The 6,721-nt window shown below is 35.3% G+C and carries 6 protein-coding genes; 3 read left to right on the top strand and 3 right to left on the bottom strand.

The window, feature by feature from the left end; all coding sequences use genetic code 11:
* Window positions 1-121 precede the first annotated feature (121 nt).
* Window positions 122-2,035, bottom strand: coding sequence for an ABC-F family ATP-binding cassette domain-containing protein (locus tag CP368_RS02190; protein WP_098045722.1), 1,914 nt, complete (start codon window positions 2,033-2,035; stop codon window positions 122-124).
* A gap of 173 nt (window positions 2,036-2,208) precedes the next feature.
* Here CP368_RS02190 and CP368_RS02185 point away from each other — a divergent pair, with 173 nt between their 5' ends.
* The 3 genes from CP368_RS02185 to CP368_RS02175 all read left to right on the top strand — a co-directional run bounded on the left by CP368_RS02185 (window position 2,209) and on the right by CP368_RS02175 (window position 4,196).
* Window positions 2,209-2,856 (top strand): redox-sensing transcriptional repressor Rex, encoded by a 648-nt coding sequence (locus CP368_RS02185; protein ID WP_025005199.1) that lies wholly within the window; start codon window positions 2,209-2,211, stop codon window positions 2,854-2,856.
* Window positions 2,857-2,994: 138 nt separating this feature from the next.
* Window positions 2,995-3,453: a LytTR family DNA-binding domain-containing protein gene (locus CP368_RS02180; protein ID WP_025005198.1), complete on the top strand. Its 459-nt coding sequence runs from the start codon at window positions 2,995-2,997 to the stop codon at window positions 3,451-3,453.
* Window positions 3,450-4,196, top strand: coding sequence for a hypothetical protein (locus CP368_RS02175; RefSeq protein WP_087175998.1), 747 nt, complete (start codon window positions 3,450-3,452; stop codon window positions 4,194-4,196). Before CP368_RS02180 ends, CP368_RS02175 begins: the two co-directional genes overlap by 4 nt.
* 33 nt (window positions 4,197-4,229) lie before the next feature.
* Here CP368_RS02175 and CP368_RS02170 read toward each other — a convergent pair whose 3' ends face one another.
* Together CP368_RS02170 and CP368_RS02165 are read right to left on the bottom strand one after the other, a co-directional pair.
* Window positions 4,230-5,216, bottom strand: coding sequence for a LacI family DNA-binding transcriptional regulator (locus CP368_RS02170; RefSeq protein WP_087175999.1), 987 nt, complete (start codon window positions 5,214-5,216; stop codon window positions 4,230-4,232).
* 12 nt (window positions 5,217-5,228) lie between these two features.
* A complete protein-coding gene (locus tag CP368_RS02165; RefSeq protein ID WP_098045721.1) occupies window positions 5,229-6,686 on the bottom strand; it encodes a sucrose-6-phosphate hydrolase in 1,458 nt (485 codons plus the stop codon).
* Window positions 6,687-6,721 lie beyond the last annotated feature (35 nt).

Here is a 6,721-nt window from a genome sequence, read left to right as displayed (position 1 = left end):
TTTAAACAAAAAATGAAGCCAAACTTCTTATTATGCTTGACTTTACGTAGAAAAATCCGTTACTTAATATAGCCATAAACACAAAAAAGACTACCACATATTGTGGAAGTCTTTAGATATGTTATTCAAAATTATCCATTTCTTCGATTGCTTTTTCCCAAGCGTTATTTGCATCATCTAGCTGTTTTTGAACATCAGATAATTGCTCTTGAAGTGGTCCAAGCTTATCAAAATTGGAAGCAATATCAGGATTTGCCATTTCATTTTGAATACTTTGTTCTTGTTCTTCTAATTCTTCAATCTTTTGTTCAGCTTGGTCAATTGCGCGCTGCAATTTTCTCTTTTGTGAATCACGCTGTTTTTGTTCTTGGTAAGAAAGCTTTTGCTGGCTGACTTGTTTAGTAGGTTGAACTTCTGTTGAAGATGAGGCAGCTATTTCTTGCTTTGCTTTTTCATCAAGATAGTAAGAATAATTACCATTATATATCTTGGCGTGACTATTTCTAACAGAAACAATTTTATTAGCTAATTGATTAATGAAGTAACGGTCGTGAGAAACGAAGAGCAAAGTGCCATCGAAGTCTTTTAGTGCTTTTTCAAGCACTTCTTTTGCTTCGATATCCAAGTGGTTGGTAGGTTCGTCCATCAACAAGAAGTTATCGTGTTCAAGAGAAAGAACTGTTAAAGTTAATCTGGCTTTTTGACCACCGGATAGTTGTCCGACAGTTTTATCAATATCTTTAGCAGTAAAAAGAAAACTGGCCAAGATTGAACGAACATCACGTTCTGGCATTGTCTTATGACGATCCCAAACAGTGTCCAAAACGGTCTTAGAAGGATCAAGTCTTTGCAATTCCTGATCATAATACCCGATGTCTAAAGATGCGCCGTATTTAATGGAACCACCTTTAGGCTGCAATTGTTTCATAATGGTTTTAAGTAATGTAGATTTACCGATACCATTTGGTCCAATAATAGCTACACGATCACCTTTATTAATTTGGAAGGAAATATCACTAACCATTGTTTTGTCTGGATAACCAATAGTTAAATCGTTAAGAATTAAAACTTCCTTACCAGAAGGGCGCTCGCTATTAAAGTGAATTCGAACCTTGTTCTTATGCTTTGGTGGCTTGATTCGTTCGATTTTTTCAAGCTTTTTACGACGACTCTGAGCACGTTTGGTAGTAGTAGCTCTTACTAAATTCTTTTGAATAAATTCTTCGTCTTTTTTGATCTCGGCCTGTTGCTTTTCATATGCTGCTTCTTGATCTTTATCACGTTGTTCACGCTGCATTACGTAAGCAGAATAATTACCCTTAAATGGAGTTAATTTACCAAATTGCAATTCGAAGATTTGAGTTGCCAAATGATCTAAGAAGTACTGGTCGTGGGATACAACCAAAATTGCACCGCTATAGTTCTTCAAAAAGCCTTCCAACCAATCAAGCGTATCCAAGTCAAGGTAGTTAGTAGGTTCGTCTAGCAAAAGCAATGCGGGCTTACGCAGAAGCAACTTTACGAAAGCTAATCTAGTCTTTTCACCGCCAGAAAGGCTGCCAATCTTCTTTTGCCAAGTATTTTCTGGAAACTTGAAACCATTCAGGATACTCTTAATATCTGATTGGTAGGTATAACCGCCTTTTTGTTCAAAAGCAAATTGCTTTTGGTCATATTGCTTAAGCAGTTCCTGGTCTTCGGGATGTTCCGCAATTTGTTCTTGCATGTGAGTTAAACTTTTTGCTTCCTTTATTAAGGGTGCAAAAACAGATTCCATTTCATCCCAAATGGTCTTGTCTTCGTTTAATGCATTTTCCTGAGCAATGTAACCTACATCAATGCCCTTGTTAACAGTGAATTCACCGTGAGTTGGTTCTTGCTCGCCTGTCATAATTTTTAATAGGGTAGTTTTACCGACCCCGTTGGGACCAACTAAACCGATTCGGGCATTAGAATCGATTGAAAAAGTAACATTTTTAAATAAAGTGTTGGCACCAAATTGTTGTTCTAAATCGTGTCCTTGTGCAATAATCATAATTTTTCACCTAACCATTATTCTACCATATGGTAGAAAGTGATCGAATACTAAATACATGTGAAAAATAATCTTTGTGAAAAATATGTTTGGACAAACACCCTGTTAACAGGTATGATAGATATGCTTGATTGTGCATTCACAAACATGAAATACAGTTGGGGGCTTCTATTATGGATAGAATAAAAATTCCAAAAGCAACAGCAAAAAGACTACCTTTATATTATCGTTATTTGATCATTTTAAATGAAGAAGGCAAGGATAAGGTTTCTTCCACTGAACTATCTGAGGCAGTTCAAGTTGATAGTGCTTCGATTAGAAGAGATTTCTCATATTTTGGTGCTTTAGGTAAGCGCGGATATGGTTATGATGTAAAGAATTTGCTGAGCTTTTTCAAAAAGATTTTAAATCAAGATACATTGACAAACGTTGCTTTAGTTGGTGTTGGTAACTTGGGAAGGGCGTTACTTAATTACAATTTTAAGCGAAGCAACAATATTAGAATTTCTTGTGCTTTTGATATTAATAAAAAAATTACAGGTCGTATCCTAAGCGGCGTTCCTGTTTACGATATGAAAGATTTAAAGCAGCAATTAAGTGATCAACAAATTTCAATTGCTATTTTAACTGTTCCTTCAACCGCTGCCCAAAAGACTACTGATGAAATGGTAGATGCGGGAGTTAAGGGAATTATGAACTTTACACCGATTAGATTATCTGCTCCTGCAAGTGTAAGAGTGCAAAATGTAGATTTGGCAACAGAATTGCAAACATTGATTTACTTTTTAGATTCTGAAAAGCAAAAGAACGATGAATTATAATCTTAAAAGACTACTTTTCTAAATGAAAGGTAGTCTTTTTTACCTCTTAGTCATGAAAATTGACCACTTAGTCTAAATAGCTAGTTTTCACGCAAGATTCTTGGTTTAATATAGTTAAGTCGAAGGGAGGGATGAAGCTTGAAGGTAAAATTAAATATTGATCCTAATCAAAAGGAGACAGAAATAGTTATTAATGCTTCGGAATTAACGCCAGAAATTGAACAATTGTATCATGCCTTGCAGAAACAAACGCCTAATCTTGAGCAGATCGAAGCTATCAAAGATGATGTCTCTTATTATTTGAATTTAAGCGACATCCTTTTCTTTGAAACTGACAGTAAGATCGTCATGGCTCATACGACGAAAAATGCTTATCAAGTTAAATACAAATTGTATGAGTTAGAAGATATATTGGGCGGCAATTTTATGCGAGTAGCTAAATCTACTATTTTGAATTTGGATAAAATATATGCCATTACACGTTCGATTTCTAACTGTCAGATTAAATTTGAAGAATCATATAAAACGGTCTATGTATCGCGGCATTATTATCGTGATTTGCGTAATCGTTTAGAAGAAAGAAGGAATTTTCAATGAGAGGTAAATTGGGACGAGCTTTTTGGGGCATCTTCTTTATTGCCTGTGCATTGTTTGTAGTTTTAAACCAAATGGGGATTTGGACTTACAGACTAGGGTTCTGGGCTGCGATTGGGACAGTGATTTTTGCAATCAGTTTATTAGATGGATTAATTAATCGTCGGATCACTGAGAGTGTCTTTTCTGTTGCGTTCATTTTAATGATTTTCGCTGAACCACTACATATTACTCGGTTGGTACCGTGGACTATTTTACTTGCAGCAGTCCTAATTTCAATTGGATTGGGGATTATTTTTCGCAATCGATTTCATACGGTGGTTTATGCAAATAAGAAAATTAAAAACTTTAGGGACAAAAGAGAAAATCTTACAGATCATATCTTTACTGATACAGTAAGCAAAGAACAAGGTTCTCATGTAGTAGTTGATCAAACTATGTCAGACACTTCTCGTTATATTCATTCTAAAGCACTAGAGACAATCGATGTGAATGCTAAAATGAGTGATGTTAACTTATACTTAGATGATGCTCAGGCAGCAAATGAAACAGTGACAATGAATGTCAATATAACAATGACAGATTTGACGATCTATTTACCATTATCATGGCAGGTAGAAAGCAACATGGCATCTACTTTCATGTCAGGTGATTTTGAAATTGATGGTACGTCTAACGGTGGTGGACCAACTTTAATTATTCAAGGTCGTTCGAGCATGAGTGATATCAAAATAGAATATGTCTAAAAAATAAGGCTTGGAAATCTCCAAGCCTTATTTTCATGCGGTTGTTAAACTTTTAATTAATTTAACAGGTAAGATGTAATGCTTTTTGTTAAGTTCTTTATTAGGATCACTAATTCTTTGAAGCAAAAGTTTAACTAACAAAATAGCTATATCATTGATGGGTTGAGCAATTGTTGATAATTCAGAATGGTAAGTTTGAATTTGTTTAGTACCATCAAAGCCAATTACTTTTAAATCTTCAGGTACTTTTAATCCTAACTTTCGTGCTTCTTGTAAAACTAAGATTGCGGTTAAATCATCTGTGCAAACAACACCATCAGGATGATCATTTTGCAGCATTTCGTGAATAGTTATATTCTTCAATAATGTAGAATCAGAAAATGCTACTGAACAAATGTGGGGAGTAAAATTTAAATTTTCTGCTTCGTTTAAATAGGCCTTTAATCGTTGGTCTGTAGGGTTACCTTTTAATTGTTTATTTCCTAAAAAGAAAATTTTATGACAACCACTTTGAATTAAATCATGTACTGCTAATTTGATTCCTTGATAATTATCACAACTGACAATAGGTACATTTTCGGATAATTTACGATCAAAAGAAACAATCGGCAATCCTAATTCTTGATATTCTTCGATTCCTAAATTATGAGCTCCGGCAATAATACCATCAACCTGGTTGGCTAAGAGCATTTTTAGGTAGGCACGTTCTTTTTCTTTATCTCTTTGAGCATTACAAAGGATTATCTTATATCCCTTTTCAAATAAAATGTTTTCGATATCTTGTATTAGTTCCGCAAAAAATGGATTGGTTATTTCTGGGAAAATCAATCCAATTAATTTCATTTTTTTGCCTTGAAGTGATCGAGCAAGGGAATTAGGTTGATAATTTAATTCTTTCATAGCTGTGAAAACTTTATGTTTGGTTTTATCGCTTAAATAGCCATGATTATTAATTACTCGAGAGACAGTTGTTACTGAAACACCAGCTTTTTGTGCAACATCTGTCAATTTTACTGCCATAATATCACCTTATTAAAGGATCGTTTCCATATTGTAGAAAGTTCCTTGATAATTTGTATCTTGATCAAATTTAATTCGTTGGTTAACTGGATCAGTGAAAAATCTGCCAGTTAGAACATGTTCGCCACCGTTAACGAAGATTTCTACTAATGAGTGATCGACAAAAATATCAAGTTTTAAGTCTTCGTGTGGAGTAAAGCTAGTAGATCTAGTGGTGCCATAATCAACTGCTACTTTCTTCCCAGCCTGAGCACGATCCAAAGTTAATTTTCCATCGTTGGTATCAAACTTGATTTGCAAGCTTTCGCTTAAATCATCGTTAGCAGCAAAGTGCAAAGTGCCAGTTTGGTTAGCTGAAATATTTAACTTTAATTCATATTGGCCGGTAGTATTTTCTTTTATTGTCTTACCACTAACTTTTTCTTCATTTCTGCGTAATGACTTGATAGTTTCAACTGGTTCTTGAATTAGTTTGCCATCATGAATACTCAACTTCTTAACTTGGCTTAAGCAGTTAGCCCAATTTTCATCATCGGTTGGGTAAGTGGTATCAGGCAAACCAACCCAGCTAACTTCGTATGCAGTACCATCAGGGGCGTTAAATGCTTGTGTAGCATAAACATCGAAGCCTTCGTCGAGGTTGTGTAAAGGACCTGGGTTGATTAAACAGTGATTTTCAAAATCAATGTCATCGGCAATCACATACATGTTAGGGTAAATATCATCATAGTCTGCAATCTTTTTATCTAAACCTTGAGGGCAGAAAATGACTACGACTTTACCGCCGACGCGAACAATGTTAGGACATTCAATCATGTAGCCTAAAACGTGATCTGATAAGTTTAAGAAGCCTAATTCTTCCCAATTCTTAAGATCCTTAGATTTCCAAACATCAATATGACCGTGTTTTTCAGCTTTGTCTTGTGCACCTAAAATCGCATAGTAAGTGTCATTTTCCTTAAGAATTTGAGGATCGCGGAAATGTTCAGTGATGTGATCAGGATTCTTGAATAAAACAGTTTTGTCTTTGACGACACCATCTTTATCCATCCAAGCACCAATTTGGTAAGGAGTGCGAACCCAGTTTTCATCACGGTGATTACCTGTGTACATTAAGAATAATTTGCCGTCGATTTCACGAGCAGAACCTGAGTAGGCACCGTGTGAATCTGCCATGCTGTCAGGCTTAACAGCTAAGCCGAGATTGATCCAGTGAACTAAGTCTTGAGACTTGAAGTGGACCCATGATTTTAAACCGTGAACAGCACCAAATGGATATGATTGATAAAACAGGTGATATTCACCATTAAAATAAGAAAATCCATTTGGATCATTAACTAAACCTGAAATAGGGTGTAAATGGTAATGCATTTGATAAGCGGAATTTGCGGCCTCTGCTTGTAAGTCAAGTAAGGTCTCTGCATCCCATTTACTATAAGGTAAATAACGTTTTTCTCTTGTCCATTCCATAATTTTGCCTCCGTGTAAGCGTTATCTTTCATTTG

Origin of the sequence: Lactobacillus sp. UMNPBX17 (assembly GCF_002553735.1) — a bacterium.
Lineage (GTDB): Bacteria > Bacillota > Bacilli > Lactobacillales > Lactobacillaceae > Lactobacillus > Lactobacillus gallinarum.
This window is presented reverse-complemented; position numbering and strand designations above follow the sequence as displayed.